At 68.9% G+C, this 20,102-nt stretch carries 13 protein-coding genes and 1 pseudogene; 2 read left to right on the forward strand and 12 right to left on the reverse strand.

Annotated elements, in window-relative coordinates; all coding sequences use genetic code 11:
• Positions 1-48: 48 nt before the first annotated feature.
• Positions 49-1,455 (forward strand): glycoside hydrolase family 5 protein, encoded by a 1,407-nt coding sequence (locus D474_RS0125435; RefSeq protein WP_017616302.1) that lies wholly within the window; start codon positions 49-51, stop codon positions 1,453-1,455.
• Positions 1,456-1,635: 180 nt separating this feature from the next.
• On the opposite strand, the gene D474_RS0125440 is transcribed toward D474_RS0125435, so the two are convergent.
• The 8 genes from D474_RS0125440 to D474_RS0125475 all read right to left on the reverse strand — a co-directional run bounded on the left by D474_RS0125440 (position 1,636) and on the right by D474_RS0125475 (position 12,731).
• Positions 1,636-2,637, reverse strand: coding sequence for a DUF6807 domain-containing protein (locus tag D474_RS0125440; RefSeq protein WP_017616303.1), 1,002 nt, complete (start codon positions 2,635-2,637; stop codon positions 1,636-1,638).
• Positions 2,638-2,684: 47 nt separating this feature from the next.
• The gene (locus D474_RS0125445) at positions 2,685-4,601 is read right to left on the reverse strand and encodes an ABC transporter substrate-binding protein (RefSeq protein WP_017616304.1); all 1,917 of its coding nucleotides are present in this window, start codon (positions 4,599-4,601) and stop codon (positions 2,685-2,687) included.
• A 68-nt stretch (positions 4,602-4,669) separates the two neighbouring features.
• Positions 4,670-5,674, reverse strand: a complete 1,005-nt coding sequence (locus D474_RS0125450; protein ID WP_017616305.1) for an ABC transporter ATP-binding protein — start codon at positions 5,672-5,674, stop codon at positions 4,670-4,672.
• The gene (locus D474_RS0125455; RefSeq protein WP_017616306.1) at positions 5,664-6,737 is read right to left on the reverse strand and encodes an oligopeptide/dipeptide ABC transporter ATP-binding protein; all 1,074 of its coding nucleotides are present in this window, start codon (positions 6,735-6,737) and stop codon (positions 5,664-5,666) included. Before D474_RS0125455 ends, D474_RS0125450 begins: the two co-directional genes overlap by 11 nt.
• A 13-nt stretch (positions 6,738-6,750) precedes the next feature.
• A complete protein-coding gene (locus D474_RS0125460) occupies positions 6,751-7,905 on the reverse strand; it encodes an ABC transporter permease (RefSeq protein WP_017616307.1) in 1,155 nt (384 codons plus the stop codon).
• A 5-nt stretch (positions 7,906-7,910) separates the two neighbouring features.
• Positions 7,911-8,912, reverse strand: coding sequence for an ABC transporter permease (locus D474_RS0125465; protein WP_017616308.1), 1,002 nt, complete (start codon positions 8,910-8,912; stop codon positions 7,911-7,913).
• A 70-nt stretch (positions 8,913-8,982) separates the two neighbouring features.
• Positions 8,983-10,098 (reverse strand): Gfo/Idh/MocA family protein, encoded by a 1,116-nt coding sequence (locus D474_RS0125470; RefSeq protein WP_017616309.1) that lies wholly within the window; start codon positions 10,096-10,098, stop codon positions 8,983-8,985.
• Between the two features lie 158 nt (positions 10,099-10,256).
• Positions 10,257-12,731 (reverse strand): beta-xylosidase/alpha-l-arabinosidase, encoded by a 2,475-nt coding sequence (locus tag D474_RS0125475; protein WP_017616310.1) that lies wholly within the window; start codon positions 12,729-12,731, stop codon positions 10,257-10,259.
• 309 nt (positions 12,732-13,040) lie between these two features.
• On the opposite strand from D474_RS0125475, the gene D474_RS0125480 reads away from it, so the two are divergent.
• Positions 13,041-14,039 carry a LacI family DNA-binding transcriptional regulator gene (locus D474_RS0125480; RefSeq protein WP_083932000.1) on the forward strand — a complete coding sequence of 333 codons (999 nt, stop codon included), beginning with the start codon at positions 13,041-13,043 and terminating at the stop codon, positions 14,037-14,039.
• Between the two features lie 10 nt (positions 14,040-14,049).
• Here D474_RS0125480 and xylA read toward each other — a convergent pair whose 3' ends face one another.
• From xylA to D474_RS33720, 4 genes and pseudogenes are all read right to left on the reverse strand, one after another.
• Positions 14,050-15,207, reverse strand: coding sequence for a xylose isomerase (gene xylA, locus D474_RS0125485; RefSeq protein WP_017616312.1), 1,158 nt, complete (start codon positions 15,205-15,207; stop codon positions 14,050-14,052).
• Positions 15,208-15,654: 447 nt separating this feature from the next.
• Entirely contained in the window at positions 15,655-17,964 is a 2,310-nt protein-coding gene (locus D474_RS0125490) for a rhamnogalacturonan lyase (protein ID WP_017616313.1), read from the reverse strand.
• Positions 17,965-18,035: 71 nt separating this feature from the next.
• Positions 18,036-19,859 carry a beta-galactosidase gene (locus tag D474_RS30075; RefSeq protein WP_239647185.1) on the reverse strand — a complete coding sequence of 608 codons (1,824 nt, stop codon included), beginning with the start codon at positions 19,857-19,859 and terminating at the stop codon, positions 18,036-18,038.
• A 32-nt stretch (positions 19,860-19,891) separates the two neighbouring features.
• Positions 19,892-19,945: pseudogene (locus D474_RS33720) on the reverse strand (hypothetical protein); the annotation flags it as partial.
• Positions 19,946-20,102 lie beyond the last annotated feature (157 nt).

Raw genomic sequence — 20,102 nt, forward strand, 5'->3', positions numbered from 1 at the left:
GACCCCATGGCTCTGGCAGACACGCCGCCCCGATCGGAAGGACCCCTCTTGCCCAAGGACCCCTCCTCGACCGACGCCGACGCACTGCTCTCCGTCCGGGGATCGCACCTGGTGAACCAGCGAGGTGAGACCGTCACCCTGCGGGGGTTCGGGCTCGGCGGCTGGATGAACATGGAGAACTTCGTGACCGGTTATCCGGCCAACGAGGAGGCCCACCGTGAATCCGTGCGCCGGGTGCTCGGCCAGGAGAAGTACGAGCTGTTCTTCGACCGGTTCCTGGAGTACTTCTTCACCGAGGGGGACGCGCGCTTCATCAGCTCTCTCGGCCTGAACCTCCTCAGGATCCCGATCAACTACCGGCACTTCGAGGACGACATGCGGCCCTTCGAGATCAAGGAGGAGGGGTTCCGGCACCTGGACCGGGCCATCGACCTCTGCGCGCAGGAGGGCATCTACACGATCATCGACCTGCACGCCCTGCCCGGTTACCAGAACCAGCACTGGCACTCGGACAACCCGACCCACAAAGCACTGCTGTGGCAGCACAAACACTTCCAGGACCGCACAGCACACCTCTGGGAAGCCATCGCGCGCCGGTACAGGGACCACCCCTGGGTGGCCGGCTACAACCCGGTCAACGAACCGGCGGACCCCTCCGAAGAGGCGATCATGCCGCTGTACGAGCGCCTCTACGAGACGATCCGCTCCGTGGACCCGCGGCACATCATCTTCCTGGAGGGGAACAGGTACTCGCAGGACTTCCACATGTTCGGGGAGCCCTGGGAGAACGTCGTCTACACCAACCACGACTACGCCCTGCCGGGGTTCATCGACGGCGGGCCGTACCCGGGGACGAGCCGGGGCAAGTACGTCGACCGCGACGTGCTGGAGAAGACCTTCCTGAAGCGCAGCGCCTACATGATGGAGAACGGCCTGCACGTGTGGGTCGGGGAGTTCGGCCCCGTCTACACCGGCGAGCCCGAGGCCGACGCGGTCCGATACCAGGTCCTGCGCGACCAGCTGGAGATCTACGACGAGTACGGCGTGAGCTGGGCGATCTGGCTCTACAAGGACATCGGGTTGCAGGGCACCGCCTATGTCGCTCCGGATTCGCCCTGGCTCACGCGCGTGCGCCCGGTCCTGGACAAGAAGCAGCGCCTGGGCACGGACTCCTGGGGCGGTACCGAGCAGGACATCACGGAGGTCATGACGCCGCTCAAGGACCTCTTCGCGCAGGAGTTCCCCGATTACTCCCCCTTCCCCTTCGGCTACACGAGGGAGATCCAGGAGCTCGTGCGGCACATCCTGCTGTCGGAGCCGCTGTCGGAGGAATTCGCGGAACTGTTCCGCGACCTCGGGGAGGAGGAGATCGACACGCTCATGCGTTCCTTCCTGTTCGAGAACTGCCACGTGCGCACGCCCCTGGCCGACCTCCTGGCCGAATTCGCCCGATGAGCTGAGCGGACAGGCGGGCCTGCGGCCGGCGGCCGCGGGCCCGCACATCCATGGTCCGTTCCCACGGTCGGGCCGCCGCCGGCTTCCACGTCCCCGCCCACCCGGAACCCCCTCGCCCCGAACGTCGAGCGGCCCCGTGAGGCTGATCGGTCACGGGGCCGCTCGACGGTCACGGACCGTTCACTCCCAACGCTTCTCCGCCCGTTCGAGCTCGGCCCGGCCCGCCTCCGCGATCAGCGCCGAGCCCTCCCGCTCGCGGTCCCCGTCGGCGATGACGACCGCGTAACTGTAGGAGGAGGTGGCGCCGGGTTCGACCGGTACCTCCTCGCTGAAGAACGGTGCCGGGCAGACACAGGCGTAGATGCCGTTGCGCACGAACCACTGCGTAGGGTGCCCCGGGTTGTCCGGCGCGTCGACGAACACGAGCGTTGAGGAGCGGTCGTGCTCGTCGTGGCGCCCCGCGTACGCCATCCACGGAGCGCGCTCTCCCATCAGGTCGTCGCCGCCTTCGGCGCTCGGTGTGTAGACGCGGCCGCCGCTGAACGAACGGGGCCCCCGCCAGAACAGTCCGCCGTATCCGGCGTTGGGCCTGCCTTCGGTCGTGGGGCTGCCGATGGGGATCGTCCGCTCCGTGAGGTTGGTGAACGACGTCGAAAAGACCAGTGTCCACGTCCCCTGTTCGGGGTCGGCCGTGGCCTGGAACCCCCGGCGCTCCGAGAACCAGGTCTCCCCCTGCTCTGTGACCCAGTCGAGGCTCTCGCCGACGACCGCCGCGTCCTCGAAGGTCCCGACGCGGTCGAAGGAGCGGTGCACCGTGGAACCGTCGTTGTTCAGCTGCTGGTAGCCCTGGTCCCGCAGGTAGGTGGGCCCGCCCCAGAAATTGGCCGACCCGACGTTCGGCAGCGACCAGGCGATGCCCTTGTGCCAGACGTGGTCGTGCGGCCGGTAGAGGCTGACGAGGTCGCCGCTGAGAGTGCGGATCGGGTGGAAGTAGGGGCGCGGGGACTCCAGCTGGGTGTCCCAAGGACGGTAGACGTACCGGACCAGGTCCACGCCGTCGTGGGTGAGGGTCAGTGAGCGCTCGTGCTCGTGCGTCAGCCCGATTCCCCGGGCGGCCGGCTCGGTCCCGTCGTGCGTGCGCGGGTCCGCACCCGAAGGCGCGGCGCTGTGATCGGTGGTCATCCCTGTTCCTGTCGATGTCGGCGGTGAGGATCCGTGTGCGGGGTCGGCTATTCGATGAAGTACTGCTCGGGGTTGCTCGGTCCGGGATCGTTGTAGATGGAGGAGCTGGGCATCGAGCCCGGCACGTTGTGGAAGTCGTCGGCGACGATGCCGTAGCTGGGCGGCGGCAGGCTGACGCCGATCGCGTAGAACTGCTCCTGGGAGATCTCCAGCAGGTCGTGCATGAGCTCCTCCTGCCGTTCGGGGTCCGGTTCCGCCTTCACCTCGTCGTAGATCGCGAGCTGCTCGCGGACGTCCTCCGGCGGCTCCTGGCCGCGGTCGTCATTGCCGCGGGAGACGTACCACTGCGCCCACGGGATGGCGAAGTTCGATTCACCGCCCTGCGTCGGCGCGTACCAGCGCGGGTCGTACAGCAGGTCCTGCGTGCCGTTGTCACCGGAGAACACGTTGGCGTCGTGTTCGTTGTTCTGGTTGCGCTCGACCCAGAGGTCCCGGTCCTCGGCCTGCAGATCCACGTCGATGTCGAGGGCCGCCCACTGGTCGACCACCATCTCCATCGAGTCCACGATGTCGGGGCGGAAACCGGTGGGGACCGAGAGCGTGAAGGAGACACGGGCGCCGTCGGGGCTCATCCGGACGCCTTGGCCGTCGCGCTCCTCGTATCCGGCCTCGTCCAGGATCCGGTTGGCCAGGTCGACGTCGTACTCGGTGTACTGCTCGGCCAGGGTCTCGTTGTAGAACGGGCTGTCCTCGCGGGGCGCCAGCTGCCAGGGCTCGCCCTGCTCCTGGTAGACGACGTCGACGATGTCCTGGCGGTTGATCGCGTGGGACATCGCGATCCGGAAGTCCTTGTCGTTGAAGATCTCCCGGAGTTCTTCGTCCTCGTGGGTCAGGTTGAACGCGATGGCGTTGGTGTTCATCTCGCTGGTCTCGAGTTCGAAGAACTCGAAGCCACCCGGCTCTCGGGCGTGGCCGACCGTCGGCCGGTTGTGGAGGGTGTTGAAGTGGCGGGCGTGCATGTTGATGTCGCCGTTGAGCGCCCGCGTGAGCATCATTTCCTCGTCCTGCAGGATGTCGAAGACCACGCGGTCCAGGTAGGGCAGCTGGTTGCCCTCGGAATCGACCTTCCAGTAGTAGGGGTTGCGATCGAGAACCATGCGCCCCGCGTCCGACAGCGCTTCGGTGGTCTTCCAGGGGGCCATGGTCGGGATGTCCGGGTTCTGCCAGTACCTGGCCGAATTGCTGACACCCGCTTCGCGCTCGAACAGGTCGACCCAGCTGCCGTACCCCTCCTGCTCGGCGAGCGCGTCCGCGTCGGGGTTGTGATCCTCGTGGAACCTTTCGAGGTAGTGCTTGGGTTTGGTCACGACCTGGTACTGGAGCAGGCTGTGGCCGGCCCAGAGCGCATCCGGCTCGCTGAAGAAGATGGTGAAGGTGAGGTCGTCGGTCTTCTCCGCCGATATCGGTTCCACCCCGGGCGCGAGGTCGTCGTGGTCGAGGACGTCGTTGATGGCGAAGACGACGTCATCGGAGGTGAAGGGCTCACCGTCCGACCACTTCAGCCCTGCCCGGAGTGTGAACGTGAGCTCGGTGGCGTCGTCGTTGTACTCCCAGTCCTCCGCGAGGTTGGGGATCGCCTCCTCGAACTCGGGGTCCCACCGGGTCAGCTCCTCGTAGCCGACGGTCCGCCCCAGCCACGGCCAGTCGTTGACCCCGAGGGTGGCCGAGTTCCACTCACCCCCGTAGCGACCGATGCGTTCCACGGGTTCGACGACCACGGGGTCCTCGGGCAGGCGCTCCTCCACCGCTTCGAGCTCGCCCGACTCGACGAGCTCGGCGAGCGCGGGGGCCTCACCGGACGCCTCCACGGTGCTCTGCTCCCCGCCCGCCCCGGCCGGGCCCAGCGTGAAGAAGCCGCAGCCTGGGACGAGCACCAGCGTGAGCGCAGCCGCGCACGCAGGCACGACCGCTCGTGATCTCTGCTGCCCAAACACTGGCACGCGCATGTTCGCTCTCCCCTCGTGTGGCGCCCTCATCCGGCACCGGCGAGCTTCAGTTCGTCCGCGTAGTGGCAGGGGGNNTCGGTGGCGTAAGCGCACCGCAGGTGGAACGGGCAGCCCGGCGGTGGGTCGGAGGGGTCGGGGACGTCTCCGGCGAGTCGGATCCGGTTCTTCCTGCCCCGCGCCCGCGGGTCCGGGACCGGTACCGCGGAGATGAGTGCCTCGGTGTACGGGTGGCGCGGCTCGGCGTAGAGCTCAGCGGTGTCGGCCAGCTCGACGATCCGGCCGAGGTACATGACCGCGACGCGGTCGCAGAGGTGCTCGACCACCGAAAGATCGTGCGAGATGAACAGGTAGGTCAGACCGAGGTCGTCCTGGAGTTCCTGGAGCAGGTTGAGGACCTGCGAGCGCACAGAGACGTCCAGGGCGCTGACCGCCTCGTCCGCCACCACCATCCGGGGACCGGGGACCAGCGCCCGGGCGATACTGACGCGCTGGCGCTCCCCTCCGGAGAATGCGTGCGGATACCGGCGCAGGTGGTCGGGGCGCAGCCCCACCTTTTTGAGCATGCCGGCGACCCGGTCCTCCAGTTCGGGCCCCTTGAGGCCGAGCAGCACCCGCAGTGGTTCGCCGATGATCTCCAGGAGTGTCAGCCGCGGGTTCAAAGAGGCGTGCGGATCCTGGAAGATCATCCGAACCTCGCGGTAGTAGTCCGCGAGATCGTCCCGTTCGAGCTTCGCGGCGTCCAGGACCCGCCCGTCAGCGGTTCGGTACAGCACCCGTCCGGTCATCTCCGGACGTGCCCGCATGATGCTGGAACCGAGGGTGGACTTCCCGCACCCCGACTCGCCCACCAGCCCGAGGGTCTCCCCCTTCTCGATCCCCAGACTCACGTTCTCCACGGCTTTGACCTTCCCTGTGCCCCGGCGGCCCGAGCCGCCTCGCACCGGGAAGTGCACCCTGAGGTCCCGGACCTCGAGGAGGGTGCGTTCGTCCTTCATCACCGACTCGTCGGGCGCCTTGCGCTCATCGGGCATCGGGTGCCTCCTGTCCGGGCATGGACCCCGTCACCGTCTCGGTCCCCTCGTAGAGCAGGCAGCGGACCTGCCGGTCGGGACCGATCGCGATCGGGGGCGGTGTGATCCGGTCGCAGCGGCCGGCCATGAACTCCTCGCACCGGTCGCCGAACACGCATCCGGTGGGCTGGTTCGCGGGATCGGGCACGGAGCCCCGGATGGTGGTCAGACGCCCCCGCCCTCCGCTGCCCAGACGCGGGATCGAGTCCAGCAGGGCGCGTGTGTAGGGGTGCTTCGGGTCGTGGAAGATCTCGTCGACCGGCCCCTTCTCCACGACGGACCCCAGATACATCACGGCGACGTCGTCGGCCAGCTCGGCCACCACGCCCATGTCGTGGGTGATGAACATGATGCCCATCCCCCGTTGCTCCTGGAGCCCGGTCAGCAGGTCGATGATCTGCGCCTGCGTCGTGACGTCCAGAGCCGTGGTCGGTTCGTCGGCGATGAGCACGCGGGGCTCGCAGGAGAGCGCCATCGCGATCATCACCCGTTGGCGCATACCTCCGGAGAGCTGGAAGGGATAGGCGTCGATGAGCCGTTCCGGGTCGGGGATGCCCACCTGGCCGAGCAGATCGACGGCCCTCCCGCGTGCCTCCTTCTTGCTCATCCGCATGTGCACGCGGATCGCCTCGCCGATCTGGTTGCCGACCCTGTGGACCAGGGACAGGGACGCCATCGGCTCCTGGAAGACCATCGCGATGTCCCGGCCGCGGACCTGGCGGATCCCGCGGTCGCGGTGGCCCATGGCGGCGACGTCCACCGTCGTTCCGGGTTCGCCCTCACGGCCCTCGCGGTGCAGAAGGACCTCACCGCCGACGATTCTGCCCGGCGGGTCGATGAGCCGCAGGATCGAACGCGCGGTCATGCTCTTACCGCATCCGCTCTCACCGACCACGCAGAGTGTTCGGCCGCGCCGGATCGTCAGGTCCACCCCGTTGACGGCCTTGATCTCCGCTTCGTCCGTGAAGAAGTGCGTCCTCAGACCCTTCAGCTCGAGAAGCGTCTCATCGGTCGCGATACTCACGTGTGTCACCTCCTTACCGGTAGGGGTCGGCGGAGTCGCGGATTCCGTCGCCGACGAAGTTGAGCACCAGGACCGCCACCGTCACGGCCACACCGGGCAGGAGTGTCCAGGGCGCGTTGGCGATCGAGTGGATGTTCTGCGCCTCCTGGAGCAACACGCCCCAGCTCACGACCGGTGGCTGGAGTCCCAGCCCCAGGAAGGAGAGCGCGGTCTCGGCCAGGATCATCAGCGGGATCGCCAACGTCAGGGAGGCGACGATGTGGCTGGTGAACGAGGGGAGCATGTGCCGGCCGATGACGCGTGGGGCCTTACAGCCGTCCATGCGCGCGGCCAGCACGAAGTCCTCCTCCCGTAAGGAGAGGAAGCGGCCGCGCACGACACGGGCCAGGTCGGTCCAACCGATCAGCGACAGGATCACGGTGATCGCGAAGTAGGTCTGAAGCGGACCCCAGTCATTGGGGATCGCGGCGGAGAGCCCCATCCACAGCGGAATCGTCGGGATCGACATCAGGAGTTCGATGAGCCGCTGGATGGCGGTGTCGGTGCGGCCCCCGACGTATCCGGAGATGCCCCCGAACACGACTCCGAGGACGAAGGCCATGCTGACCCCCGCCAGACCGATGGACAGCGACACCCGCGTGCCGTGGATGATGCGGGAGAGCAGGTCCCGGCCGTTGCGGTCGGCTCCGAGGAGGTACATGGGCTCCCCGGGCTCCTTCGGCCCGATCAGGTGGCGGTCGGTGGGAAACAGCCCCCACATCTCGTAGGGCTCACCCTCCACGAAGAGACCCACGGGGATCTTCTGGGACTCGTCCGGCGCGAACTCCCGCTCGAACGTGTCCTCGTCCCTGGTGATCTCGTAGCCGTGGACGTACAGTCCGAGGTCGAAACCGTCCGACGTGTCCACCACATGCAGCCTCTGCGGCGGCGCGAAGGTGTACTCGGCGTCGTAATCGGTGGGTGTGGTCGGCGACAGGAACTCGGCGAAGACCGAGACCAGGACGAACAGGAACACGATCACCGCGCTGGCCATCGCGAGCTTGTGCTTGCGGAAGCGTCGCAGCACGAGGCGCCACTGGGAGGCCGTCGCGGCCGTGTTCTCACGGCCGGGCCCGGACTCGGTGCGGGCGCCCGAGCGTCGCCTTCCGAACGGGACTCTGATTCCCATGTGCCTCACACCTTCTCGGCCTGCGCGTGGCGGATGCGCGGGTCCCACCACGCCAGCAGGAGATCGGAGAGCAGCGTGCCGACGACCGTCAGCGCGCCGAGGATGAGGATGAACGCCCCCGCCAGGTACATGTCCTGGCTCTGGAGAGCGCCCATCAGGAGCGGACCGGTGGTCTCCAGGCCCAGCACGATGGAGACCATCACCTCGCCGCCGATGAGCGTGGGCAGGATCCACCCGATGGTGCTGATGAACGGGCTCATCGCCATGCGAACGGGGTACTTGAGGATGAGCCGCCACTCGGGGAGGCCCTTCGCCCGAGCCGTGGTGACGTAGGGCTTGCGCAGCTCATCGAGGAGGTTGGCGCGTAGCACGCGGATCAGGACGGCCGTGCCGGCCGTGCCGATGATGAGCACCGGGATCCACAGGTTCGACACCACGTCGAGGACCTTGCCGAGGTTCCACGCGGCATCCGCGTACTCGGGCGAGCCCATCCCGCCCACGGTCTGACCGAAGTACCGGTAGGAGACCCACACGAAGATGAGCGCGAGCAGGAAGTTCGGGGTGGCGAGACCGAGGAAGCCGAGGAAGGTGAAGGAGTAGTCGGCGACCGAGTGCTGTCGCACCGCGGTGTAGATACCGATGGGGAAAGCGATGAGCCAGGTCACCAGCATGGTGATGACCGACAGTGCGATGGTGAGCCCCAGCCTGCCCCAGATGAGCTCCGATACCGGTTGCTGGTACTGGAAGGACTGGCCGAAGTCACCGTGCAGCACGATGCCGGAGATCCATTTCATGTACTGGACGTGGAAGGGGTCGTTCAGCCCGTAGCGCTCCTCCAACGCCTGGATCTGAGCGCTGTTCACGTCCTGGCCCTGGGCGGAGAGTTCGGCGACGTAAGTCGTGAGGAAGCTCCCGGGCGGGAGCTGGATGATCGCGAACGACACCAGGGAGATCGCGAAGAGCATCGGGACCATGTAGAGGACGCGCCGGATCACGAAAGCGCGCATGATGCCTCCCAGCGGGGGACGGTGCCGGGACGCCCACCGGCGTGTGCGTCCCGGAGGAACCGGGCCGCGGTCACCATCGCGGGCCGTCACCGTTCATGCGGTCGTGGAAGGGCGATCCGGGGACCAGATCAGCGGGGCCGACCGGGCGCCGCTGGAAGGCCGACGCGTAGACACCCGCCACGAGCCGCAGCGTCCGCAGCGATTCGGTCGAGGTGACGGGCGGTGCCTCCTTCTCCCGCAGGGCCCGGACCACGTGCGTGAGCTGGGCGGCGTGGCCGCTGTTCACACCCGACTCACCGTTCTTCCAGGCGGAGGTCACCTTCTCCTCGAACCCGGGGGCGGGGGTGATCCGCCAGTCGTCGTCCCCGTAGCCGTAGATGTGGGTGAGTTCGACGGTCGCGTGTTCGAAGTCGATCCTGATGTAGCTCTCCTCGCGGGGCGACACCAGGCTGTTGACGATGCTGGCCACGGCTCCGTCGGCGAAGACCACGTGGGCGAGGGAGACGTCCTCGGTCTCGACGTCCCGGGCCTGCTGGTGGGCGGTGGCCGAAACCTCGACCCATTCCCCGAGCAGGGCGGTGAGCAGATCCATCTGGTGGATGCCGTGCCCCATGGTCGGTCCGCCGCCCTCGGTCTCCCAGCGGCCCCGCCACGGGGCGTCGAAGTAGGACTGCTCCCGGTACCAGGACGTGTGGCACACGGCCACCAGCGGTCGGCCCAGCTCGCCCGAGTCGATCAGGGCCCGGAGGCGGCGCGCTCCGGAACCGAACCGGTGTTGGAAGAGCGTGGCGACCCAGGGGCCGCCCTCCCCCTCCGCGGCGGCCATCTCCTCGAACTCGGCCAGGCTCAGCGCCGGAGGCTTCTCCACCAGAACGGACGAGCCGGCCTTCAGGCACGCCAGGACCTGCTCGTGGTGCAGCCCCGGCGGCGTGCACACGTGGACCAGGTCCGGCTCGGCCCGGCGCAGCATCTCCCCGATGTCGCTGTAGTGGTCGTGGACCCCGTGGTCGTCTCCGAACCGTGCGAGGTTCTCACCGTCGACATCGACGGCGGCGACGATCTCGGCCTGCTCGGGCATCGACCGCAGCGCCTGGGCGTGGAAACGGGCGATGTTGCCCGTACCGACGACAGCCGCGCGTACGGGGGGTGCTGTCGATCCGATGTCCGCTGGAGTGTGGGGGGCCATTCTTCTCCTCCTCGGTCGGTCCCGGCCGGCACGGTTCGCCGGACGGGGCCGCGTCGCCGCGGCTGATCTTGGTAATCGCTTTCCAGAACGGCGTACTCCGCTGCTCCGGACGGGTTCTTCTCCGGTGGTGGGACGTTGCTGTGCCCGGCCGCGGGGCCTCAGGGGTGGGCGAAGGCTCCGCGCGGGTCACCCAGGTGGGCGCCGGTCGTCAGGTTCCTGGTGTGATCGACGGTGCGGACCGCGCCTTCGAGGCGGACCCGGACGGTGTGGCGCGTCTCGGCGCTGGAGGCAGCCAGCGACAGTTCCAGGTCACCGGGTTCGACGATGCGGCGGCCGTCCTGCCCGGTGTAGGCGGACAGGTCGGTGTGTACGGCGAACTCGACGTCCCGGGCCTCCCCCGGCTCCAGGTGGATTCGGGCGTAACCGATGAGCTGCCGCGGCGGGCGGGTCACCTGGGCCACCGGATCGCTCAGGTAGAGCTGCACGACCTCGGTGCCCGGGACGTCGCCGGTGTTGCGGACCGTGCAGCCGACCGCCACCGACGCATCCGTGCCCACGACCACCGGCTCCTCGGCGTCGGCCGCACGGCCTCCGGCCCTCGGCGACTCCCAGGAGAAACGCGTGTAGGACAGGCCGTGGCCGAACGGGTAGAACGGGGTGGGGTCGACCGAGCTCACCTCGCTGCGGTGCGCCAGGGGCGGGCCGATGTAGGACGCTGGCTGTGCCCCCGGGCCCCGGGGCACGCTCACCGGCAGCCGCCCGCTCGGGTTGACCCTCCCCGAGAGGACCCCGGCCACGGCCGGCCCCCCTTCCTCGCCCGGGAAGTAGGCCTGGACCACCGCGGCGAGCCGGTCGGCGACCCCGCCCAACGCGTAGGGCCGGCCGGAGGTGAGCACCAGGACCACCGGGGTCCCGGAGGCGATCACGGCTTCGAGCAGTTCGCGCTGGACGCCGGGCAGGGTCAGGTCCTGGGCGTCGCACCCCTCCCCCGAGGTGCCCCGGCCGAAGAGGTCGGCCCGGTCGCCGAGGAAGACGAGGCACATGTCGGCCAGGCGCGCGGCGTCCGCCGCTTCCCGGATGCCCGACCTGTCGGCCCCGTCGACCTCGCAGCCGTGCCGGTGGTCGATCCGGACCCCGGGCATCTCGGCGCGCAGCGCGTCGAGCATCGTCGGTATGCGCACCCCGAGGGGGACCTCGGGAAAACGGAACCCGACGTGGCTGGGGAAGGAGTAGCACCCCAGCATGGACGTGGTGGTGTCCGCGCACGGACCCACCACCGCCAAGCGGTGCGCGCCGTCCAGCGGGAGCGCTCCTTCACTGTTGGCGAGCAGCACCACGGACTCCTCCGCGAGCCTGCGGGCGGTTTGCCGGTGCTCGTCGGGGTCGAGGTCGACGCCGTCCTCTCCAACGGGGCGGCCGCCCTGTTCGCCCGGGCCACGGGCCGGACTCGGGGCCGCGCCGCCGTGGAGCGGGTCCCACCCGGGGTCGAGCAACCCCAGTTCGAACTTCTGGGCCAGCACGCGCCGGGCCGCACGGTCGACCAGGGACTCCGGGACGTCTCCGCGAAGGACCGCCTCGACCAGCCTGGCCCCGTAGCAGTGGACCGTGGGCAACTCGACGTCCACGCCGGCCCCGAGCGCGATGGCACCGGCCCGTTCCGGGGAGTCCGCCACCCGGTGCAGGGTCTCCAGGAAGCTCACGCCGAAGTAGTCGGCGACCACGGTCCCGTCGAACCCCCACACGTCGCGGAGCAAGCCGGTGAGCAGGGCGTGGTCCGCGGCCGCCGGGACCCCGTCGTTGTCGTTGTAGGCGTGCATGAGGGACTTCGCACCGCCCAGGCGCACCGCCATCTCGAACGGCGGCAGCAACACGTCGAACAATTCGCGGGGACCGACGGAGGCCGGTGCGAGGTTGCGCCCAGCACGGGAGGCGGAGTAACCGGCGAAGTGCTTGAGCGTCGCGATGACGCCGGAGGACTGCAGGCCCCGGACATAAGCAGTACCGACCGTTCCGACCAGGTAGGGGTCCTCGCCGATCGTCTCCTCGGTACGGCCCCAGCGCGGATCCCGGGCGACGTCGAGCACGGGTGCCAGCCCCTGGTGGACACCGACCGCGCGCATGCTCTCACCGATCTGCGCGGCCATCCGCTCCACCAGTTCGGCATCGAAGGACGCGCCCCATGCCAGCGGGACCGGATAGACGGTCGCACCCCAGGTCGTGAACCCGGCCAGGCATTCCTCGTGGGCCAGTGCCGGGACACCGAACCGGTTCGCGGCCATGATCTCCCGCTGGGAGCCGGCCAAGGCCTCGCGCCCGGCGGCCGGGTCCACGGGGACGGTCCCGAAGGGGCGGGTCAGCTGACCGAGTCCACCGGCGATGAACTCGTCCCAGGCCGTCGACCGACCGGCCATGTCGTCCTGGTGCGGCGCCACCTCCCCTCCGGAGTCCGACCCCACCCAGACCCCGTGGAGCTGGGCGACCTTCTCCTCCAACGTCATGAGCTGGAGCAGCTGTTCGGTGCGCTCATCGACCGGTCGTGACGGGTCCCGCCACGGTGCGGTGTCGTCCGCCGCGCCCGCGGTGCTCCCGTCGGTGCTGTGCGCATCGCCGGCGGAATCGGGCGGAGGCGTCATGGGATCACCCTTCTACGTCAGTCATCGAACCGTGGGCGCGGGGTGGAACAGAGGCCCGCCTCCGGAGCGCTCCGGTCGCGGCGGAAGGTTCGGCCGTCCTCGGATGGCTTTCGAAAGTTTCGACGGTATTTCCGAAACATTGAAGGCCGATCCTAGGTACGGCCATCTTCGAGGTCAATACTTATCGGAGATCCACCTCACATCCCGGCCATCGCCCGCCGATGAACAGGCCCCGACAGCCGGGTAAGGTCGGATGGTGTGACTTCAGATGCGACATCCAAGTCCCGAGAATCCACCGAGTCCGAACCGATGACGATCGCGAAAATTGCGGAATCGGCGGGTGTCTCGGTGTCGACGGTCTCCAAGGTGCTCAACGGCCGCGCCGACGTCTCCCCCGCGACGCGGTCACGCGTCGAGGAGCTGATCAGCGAGCAGGGGTACCGGCGGCGCCGCTCCTCGAAGAGGACCAGTTCCCCGACCATCGACTTGGTGTTCCACGAGCTCGACAGCGCGTGGTCGATCGAGATCATCCGCGGGGTGGAACAAGCGGCCCGCGCCGCGGGCCTCAGGGTCGTACTCTCCAGTTCCGGCGGGCAACAGAGCCCTGAGGACGCCTGGATCGGCTCCGTGCTCGCACACCGGTCCACGGCAGCGATCCTCGTGCTCTCGAACCTCTCCCCGGAACAGCACGAGCAGCTGGCCACCCGTGGCATCCCCTTCGTCGTCATCGACCCCAACGGCGACCCCGGGGACGGCGTCCCCTCGGTCGGCGCGACCAACTGGAACGGCGGCCTCGCGGCCACCCGTCACCTCATCGCCCTCGGGCACGAGCGGATCTCCGTGATCGGCGGCCCGAAACAGTTCCTCTGCAGCCGCGCGCGCGTCGACGGTTTCCGTTCCGCCCTGGAGTCCGCCGGCCTGGAGGCGGATCCCGCCCTCGTCCAGGAAGGTGACTTCAGCGTGGGGAGCGGACACGACCGGGCCGAGGAACTGCTGTCCATCGAAGATCCTCCGACGGCGATCTTCGCCGGCAACGACCTCCAGGCCATGGGCGTCTACGAGGCGGCGCGCGAGTCTGGGGTACGCATCCCGGAAGACCTGAGCGTGGTCGGGTTCGACGACCTGCCCACGGCACGCTGGGTCGGACCGCCGCTGACGACCGTGCGCCAACCACTCGTCGAGATGGCCGAGGAGGCCACCCGCCTCGCACTGAGCCTCAGCCGAGGCGAGCGGCCCGCCAACCTGCGCCTGGACCTCGCGACCGACCTCGTCGTCCGTCAGAGCACGGCCGTCCCGCGGTCCGGCTGAGCACGATTGCTCAGCGCAGGCCGAACAGGTGCTCCAGCGCAAGCTGGTCGAGGCGCTCGACGTGGTAGCCGCGCTCCCCGGCGCTGTCGATGTCGAGGGTGCCGCTCAACAGGTCCGCCACTGTCTCATCGGGGCCGAGCGTGGGGCGGGACAGCTCCTCGACGCCGGTGACGGCCCGCGCCTCGATCACCTCCGGATCGGCTCTGAACGCAGCGGCCTTGTCCTTCAGGATCAGGTAGTTGCGCATGCACGCCTCGGCCGAGGCCCATACCCCGTCGAAATTCTCGGTCCGGGCCGGTTTGAAGTCGAAGTGCCGGGGGCCGGTGTAACCCGCGTTCTCCAGAAGGTCCACCAGGTAGAAGGCCTCCTTGACGTCCCCGGCCCCGAAGCGCAGGTCCTGGTCGTACTTGATCCCGCGCTGGGAGTTGAGGTCGATGTGGAAGAGCTTGTCGTGCCACAGCGCCTGGGCGACACCGTGCGCCGAGTTCAGTCCCGCCATCTGCTCGTGTCCGACCTCGGGGTTGACGCCGACCATCTCCGGGTGCTCCAACTCGGAGATGAACGCCAGGGCGTGGCCGACCGTCGGCAGCAGGATGTCACCGCGCGGCTCGTTGGGCTTGGGCTCCACCGCGAACCGCATGTCGTAGCCCTGCTCGCGCACGTAGTTGCACAAGACGTCGAAGGCCTCGCGCAGCCGGTCGAGGGCGGCGCGGCTGTCCTTGCCCGCCTCGCTCTCCGCCCCGTCCTGGCCGCCCCAGCAGACGAAGGTCTTCGCACCCATCTCGGCCGCCAGGTCGATGTTGCGGATGACCTTGCGAAGCGCGTAGCGGCGTACTTCCCGACTGTTCGAGGTGAACCCGCCGTCACGGAAGAGGGGGTGGCTGAAGAGGTTGGTGGTGACCATCGGCACGACCAGTCCGGTCTCCTTCAGCGCCGACCGGAACCGGCGCAGGATCGAGTCGCGCGTCGCGGCGTCACTACCGGGCGGGACCAGGTCGTCATCGTGGAAGGTGACTCCATAGGCCCCCAGGTCACCGAGGTTGCGGACCGCGTCAGCGGGGTCGAGCGGCGGCCGCACGGCCGAGCCGAAGGTGTTGACGCCCTGCCAGCCCACGGTCCACAGGCCGAAGGTGAACTTGTCGTCAGGGGTGGGGCGGAAGTCGCTCATGATGGATCCTCGTTCTCTGGTCGGTTTCCACTGGTTGCACAGTCGGTTCCGGCCTGTGGGCTTCTCGGCGCCTCACTCCCGGGGCACTCCACACGGCCGATGCAGCGGCCCTGGCCCGCCATGGCGTCCCGGGCCGACGCGTACTGGTCACGGAGTGCCGGCGGCGCGGGGCCGGCGAAGGATCTCCGGGTCGGTCGTATCGGGCCACACCGGGACACTGGAAAAATTAGTTTGGTTACTAAACGAACTATTGTCAAGAGGATGCCCGGCCTGATCGGGAGCCGACGTGCGCGGGCTGCGGATCCGGTCACCGGACAGAACGCGGGCCCCCGATGAGCCGTGTGCGACCGGTTCCCTCCGGCGGTGTCCGGACCCCGGAATCTGCCGAGTGGGAGACGTATTGCTCGACGACTTCAATTCGAGTGCTTCCCGGGGCCCGGGACGGCGTTACCGGTCGGGGTAGTGGATCTGCGGTTCGGGCACCTGCGACCAGTCCGTGCCGGAGGCCAGCATGAACGAGGGATAGGTCGGCTGGTTGTAGGCCGTCTGCTGCCAGGCGATGCCCACCCGGTACTGCGGGTCGTGCATCAGCGTGTGCACCTTGAGGTCGGTGACCTCGGGCGAGCTGAAGATGCGCAGCGCCGAGCTGTCCTCGGTCCGCACGATCAACTCCTCTCGCCAGTCCCCCAGCACGTCCGCCACCAGAGACGGGGTGCCCTTGGTGTCGTTGTTGGTCAGCGTGCCCTCTGCGGTCAGGAGAGTGCCCTCGTTCCAGTCCTCGATCCGGGGCGGTTCGGAGCCGTCCTCGGTGTCGGCGCCGTGCACGATCTGGGTGGTCATGTCGCCCGACCAGCGAATACTCATGTTGGTTCCCGGCACGTCCTCACCCAGGAACTCGCCGTCGGCCGTGTACGATCCGGCCTCGCCCTCACCCGGACCCATCTGGTACCAGGCCTCGACACCGGCGCGATCGGGGTCGATGTCACCGACCATCCCCCGGCCCACGTCACCGCCCACGAAATCACCGAAGAGCACTTCGCCGGTCTCGGCATCACGCATGGCGTACCCGTAGGGGGCCGTGGAGTCCTCGTGGACCGACCAGATCTCCAGACCGTCCCGGTCCGGGTCGAAGTCGCCCACGTGCAGAGCGTCCCCGTGGCCGAACTTCACGCACTCGTCCCCGTCCACGGCCGGGCTCTCGCCACAGGAGGAATGGAGCAGGGAACCGTCGTGGTCGAGAACGGCCGAACCGTAGACGATCTCCTGGCGCCCGTCGCCGTCCACGTCGGCCACGCTCAAGGAGTGGAAACCCTGTCCGGCCAAGACCCCCAGCTCCGGGTCGGCCGCGTCCCGCATGTGGATGCCGTCGTCGTCGAAGGGGTTGTCCATCTCGACGTGCCCGCTGTCGGAGGACCATCGCTTCTGAATGCGCTTGCCGTCGAAGTCGTAGGCGACCACGGCCGTTCGCGTGTAGTAGCCGCGCGCGAAGACCGCTGAGGGGGCCTCCCCGTCGAGGTGGGCCACGCCCGCGAGGAACCGGTCCACCCGGTTGGCGGGTTCGATGCGTTCCATCGCGTAGTCACCCCAGCGGAGACCGTCGTCGCCGCGCTCGGGTTCGTAGCGCACGGTGTCCAGTTCCGCGCCGCTCTGACCGTCGAAGACCGTCAAGTACTCGGGCCCCTCGACGACGAACCCTTCGAAGCCGCGCAGGTCGTTGTTCTCGTTCCTGTCCGGGGCGTACTCGTCGATGAAGAAGTCGGCCAGTTCCCGCGCCTCACCCTCGCCCAACGGGTAGTCGTAGCGCGGCTCCTCACCCAGACCCTCCTCGATCGTCGCGGGCCACTGCCCGGCCTCGACCTCGGGTTCGGCGTGCCAACCCTCGAACCTCTCCACCAGGTTCTCGTAGTAGTCGTCGGCGCTCGAGCGGTGGTCGTCCCCGTGGGAATGGCCGGCCTCCAGGTCCTCCTCCGGCATGGTGATGTACTCGGAGCCGGCCTCTTCCCCGTTCTCGTCGAGCTCGACGGTCCGGGTACCCGGCGCGGTCCTGAACATCAGCTCCGCACGGCCGTCCCCGTCGAAGTCGTGGACCAGGAACTGCGTGTAGTGCGCACCCGCCCGGATGTTCGGGCCCAGATCGATGCGGTTCAGCAGCTCACCGCCGAGGGTGTAAGTGTCGATGAACACGTTGCCTGTGTAGCCCGTGTGCGAGTTGTCCTTGGAGTTGCTCGGGTCCCACTTGACGACGAACTCGTACTGCCCGTCGCCGAGCACGTCGCCCACACTCACGTCGTTGGCGGAGTACTCGTACTCCACACCGTCGGGCGTCGTCCCGCCCTCGGGGCGCTGGAGCCCGATGTCGTGGAACCCGTCCTCCCACACCGACGCCTCGCCCTCGGGGCCCTCGCCGTCGACGCGAGCCACGGAGTAGGCGGCCTCGGTGCTGCCGTCCTCGTCGAGGAAGTTGGTGCTGTCCCCGACCACGCCGAGGGACTCACCATCACGGAAGACCTCGAAATCCGGGCCCTCCATACCGTTCTCACTCTGCCCGGACACCTCGTGGCCCAGCAGGCGCCAACTCAGCAACACCCCTTCGTCGGACTCCACGGCCACCAGGCCGCGGTCGAGGTCTTCCATCTGTGCATGCGGATCCTGTTCGGGTCGGACGGTCGGCGCGTGGGTGGCGCCCGCGGTGAGCAGCACACTCATACCGGCCGCGAGCACGCTTGCGCTGCGCAGCCTGTGTCGGGGGACGGACACGGTCGATCAGCCTCCATGGGGTCGTGATCGGATGGGGGAGAAGCAGGCCCGGCCCCGCGGCCGGGCCTGTGTCAGGGCCGCTCCGCACGCAGGACCGCCACCCCGTCGGGCGGCAGCAGCGCTGCGGCCCCGGTCAGCGGGGTGCCTCCAACCCCGGCGAGGTCCACGGGTTCGCCGGTGCGGCTGGACAGGAACCAGTACTCGGTCTCCTCCGTGGCGCGCACGGCCAGCTCGACGCGGCCCCGCAGGGGTTCGGGGAGTTCGGAGCCGATCCCGGCCTCCTCGGTCAGGCGGCGCACGAACCGCTCCCGGGCCTCGGCCGAGAGCCGGGTGGAGGTGTAGGAGGCCGTACCGCCGCCGGGGAGGCGGCGCAGCGTGCAGGCGGGTGTGCCCCGGAGCGGTCCTTCGCCGTACCGGGCGAGGGTCTCCACGCCCTCCCCGATCACGGTGGTGTGCTCGGTCCACAGGTCGCCGCTGCCCCCGGTGTCCAGTGCCACCGACGCACCGCAAGGCAGAGGGGAGAACTCCTCCACCCGGACCCCGAGCACGTCCCGGAAGGCGCCGGGATAGCCGCCCGGGTGCACGTGGTCGTCGGTGTCCACCGTCCCGGAGAAGTAGGTGGTGACCAGGTGGCCGCCGCCCTCGGCGTACCTGGCCACCCGGTCGGCCAGGTGGCCCGGCACGATGTGCAACAGCGGCGCGACGACCAGGTCGTAGGACTCCCAGTCGGCGTCGAGGGGCACGATGTCGGCACGCACACCGAGGTCGAGGAAGGCCTGGTACCACTCCAGGGCCTCACGGTGGTAGTCGACCTCGTCCGAGGGCAGGGAGAGGCGCTCCACCGCCCACCACGAGGGGTGGTCGAAGACGATCGCGGCACGTGCGGGACTCCGCCGGGAGCCGACCACCTCGGCCAGGTCCTCGCGCAGGACACGGCCGAGCTCGACCACGTCGCGGAAGACACGGCTGTCGGGTCCGGCGTGCGGCACCATCGCCGAGTGGTACTTCTCCGCCCCTGCGCGCGACTGCCGCCACTGGAAGAAACAGACGGCGTCGGCCCCGTGCGCGACGTGCAGCAGGGAGTCACGTGCGAGTTGCCCCTCCCCCTTGGGCAGATTGACGGGTTTCCAGTTCACGGCGCTGGTCGAGTGCTCCATCAGGAACCACGGGCGCCCCTGCGCCAACCCGCTCGTCAGGTTGGCGGAGAAGGAGAGTTCGTCGCGGCCGTGCTCGTCCAGGCGCACGTAGTGGTCGTTGGACACGAAGTCGACCTCATGGGCCCATGCTCCGTAGTCCAGGTCGCGGGTGTGGTGGTTGACCATGAAGTTGGTCGTCACCGGGATCCCGGGTGTGAGCCGGTACAGCAGGTCGCGTTCGGCCCGCAGATGCGCCAGCAGGGCATCGTTGGAGAACCGGGTGAAGTCCAGGTCCTGGGTGGGGTTGGGGATGAACGCGGCCGCCCGCGGGGTCAGGATCTGTTCCCAGTCGGTGTAGTGCTGGGACCAGAACGCGGTGCCCCACGCCTGGTTCAGGGTGTCGAGGTCGCCGTAGCGGGAGCGCAGCCAGGCGCGGAAGGCCGCGGCCGCGTCGTCGGAGTGGTCGAAGAGGTTGTGGCAGCCCAGTTCGTTGGACACATGCCAGGCCGCCAGCACCGGGTGCTGTCCGTACCTTTCGGCCAGCGCCCGCGTCAGGCGCAGCGCGTGCTCCCGGAAGACCGGCGACGTGGGACGCCAGTGCTGCCGGCTGCCCGGCCACACGGTCGCGCCCCCGTGCGAGACCGGCAGGACCTCGGGGTGGGCGGTGACCAGCCACGGGGGAGGCGACGCGGTCGCTGTGGCCAGGTCCACGGCGATGCCGCTCTCGTGCAGGCGCGGTCCATCAGCTCGTCCAGCCACGAGAAGTCCCAGCTGTCCGGCCCGGTCTGGATCCGGGCCCAGGAGAAGATGCCCAGGGAGACGATGGTGACCCCCGCCTCCCGCATCAGGCGCAGGTCCTCCTCCCAGACCTCGCGGGGCCACTGCTCGGGGTTGTAGTCGGCCCCGTAGCCGAACCTTCGCCGGTCGGGGTCGCGGGGCCACCGGATCCACCTGTGTGCGGGCCGTCCGTGGGTCACGCCCACTCCTTCCGGTTCGTGTTCT

It is taken from the genome of Nocardiopsis salina YIM 90010, from assembly GCF_000341025.1.
GTDB lineage: Bacteria > Actinomycetota > Actinomycetes > Streptosporangiales > Streptosporangiaceae > Nocardiopsis > Nocardiopsis salina.

What these genes read in the sequence shown, in the direction of transcription:
- D474_RS0125440 (WP_017616303.1), bottom strand. Translation starts at nt 2,637, where the DNA reads ATGACCACCGATCACAGCGCCGCGCCTTCGGGTGCGGACCCGCGCACG.
- D474_RS0125460 (WP_017616307.1), bottom strand. Translation starts at nt 7,905, where the DNA reads ATGGGAATCAGAGTCCCGTTCGGAAGGCGACGCTCGGGCGCCCGCACC.
- D474_RS0125465 (WP_017616308.1), bottom strand. Translation starts at nt 8,912, where the DNA reads ATGCGCGCTTTCGTGATCCGGCGCGTCCTCTACATGGTCCCGATGCTC.
- D474_RS0125470 (WP_017616309.1), bottom strand. Translation starts at nt 10,098, where the DNA reads ATGGCCCCCCACACTCCAGCGGACATCGGATCGACAGCACCCCCCGTA.
- D474_RS0125475 (WP_017616310.1), bottom strand. Translation starts at nt 12,731, where the DNA reads ATGACGCCTCCGCCCGATTCCGCCGGCGATGCGCACAGCACCGACGGG.
- D474_RS0125480 (WP_083932000.1), top strand. Translation starts at nt 13,041, where the DNA reads ATGACGATCGCGAAAATTGCGGAATCGGCGGGTGTCTCGGTGTCGACG.
- xylA (WP_017616312.1), bottom strand. Translation starts at nt 15,207, where the DNA reads ATGAGCGACTTCCGCCCCACCCCTGACGACAAGTTCACCTTCGGCCTG.